Below are 276 nucleotides of genomic sequence, written 5' to 3' on the forward strand. Positions count from 1 at the left end.
TACGTGAACATCAATGACATTAAAGACATTATCTCCTAAACCAATTCACATTTACAGTTAAAACTCAATAGCTATAAAGACCAAGAAGTCATTGTAGCAAGAGAGCGTGTAAAGGATTTTACGATATGGCTTGAATAGTTTGTGAGCTTATGTGTTTAGGAGTCTAGCAGTAGTTTATAAGTTTAGGGGTTTATGTGTTTAGGTGTTACAATAATTTTTAAGTTTCACTCAAAACTCAAAACTCAAAACTCAAAACTCAAAACTCAAAACTCGAAA

General features: G+C 31.9%; 1 pseudogene. It reads left to right on the plus strand.

Annotated features, from left to right (window positions below):
- Positions 1–138, plus strand: a pseudogene (locus tag ACY2RS_RS15580) (DNA-binding response regulator); the annotation flags it as partial.
- Positions 139–276: the final 138 nt, after the last annotated feature.

It is taken from the genome of Patiriisocius sp. 208BN25-11, from assembly GCF_058147145.1.